Source organism: Shewanella sp. Isolate7, from assembly GCF_022398425.1.
Classification (GTDB): Bacteria; Pseudomonadota; Gammaproteobacteria; order Enterobacterales; family Shewanellaceae; genus Shewanella.
Window position 1 is genome coordinate 1 of the sequence record NZ_JAKEVJ010000176.1, and the last position, 937, is coordinate 937.

The following is a 937-nucleotide window of genomic DNA, read 5'->3' on the forward strand; positions in this document are numbered from 1 at the left end:
GATAAATAATAATACATGCTACCTCAGCAATTTTCTGATATAAGCGCCAATAAAAACCGTGATAAATATAACGCCAAGAAATGATTCAAAAGTAACAATATTAGCTAACGTACCATCTGGATCGTAGTTATCCCACTTGCCAAAGAATGAGCTAATAAAGCTTTGAGCGCTTAGAGACAAAGACTTAAAAATTGTAAGGCTTTGATCAGTTGTACTATAAAGTAAAGCAAATGCAATGATTAATAAAATTGATGACATTGCAATATTTGACAGTCTAACTCCCCACCCAAAAATACCTCCAAAAATAATTTTTGAAAGTAAGTTAGGATGGTAGTGTTGTCTCATATGAAAATATGCAATATCTTCCAACTCAAGCTTACCACTATCTGAAAGCCAGTGCTTTAAAGAGCAATACTGATCACCTAGTTCCTTACTGGTATTGGGAAATAAAACGTTGAACTTTCTAGGAGAGAATATGCAAAATCGACTTTCATTAAGTAAAAAATTTTCAGGGTAAATTAAAAATCTTGAAGATGTGAACTTGTTTAAATTTATTTTTCCTGAAATCATATTGTCATTGTTTTCAAAATAGGTTACCTCACTTACTGCGCTACCTGATAAGTCAAAAAGCGAATTAAAAGTATTTCTTTCTACTTTTAAGTGACGACCCACACTACAATGAATCAATGAAAAAGACCCCTGACCATTGCTCGTCTTTTTTGATTCTTGAAAATTGTTTCCTGCTGTAGAATTATCGATTAGAGATAGGTCAAAATCTATACTAGAGTCATTTATTAATAGCTTGTTAGAACTTGTATTTTTTATAATTAACTCTGTTGCGTGGCTATTCTCGATAGAAATTGAATCATTAAAATGATAACCGAAAATTTTCAATTTTGAATTAATAAATGTTTTGTTTGCATTTTCAAATTTATAG

At 30.8% G+C, this 937-nt stretch carries 1 protein-coding gene; it reads right to left on the reverse strand.

What is annotated here, in order from left to right:
- Positions 1–18: 18 nt before the first annotated feature.
- A partial coding sequence (locus tag L1D47_RS20825) for a hypothetical protein (RefSeq protein WP_239886632.1) occupies positions 19–937 on the reverse strand: 919 nt, incomplete at its 5' end.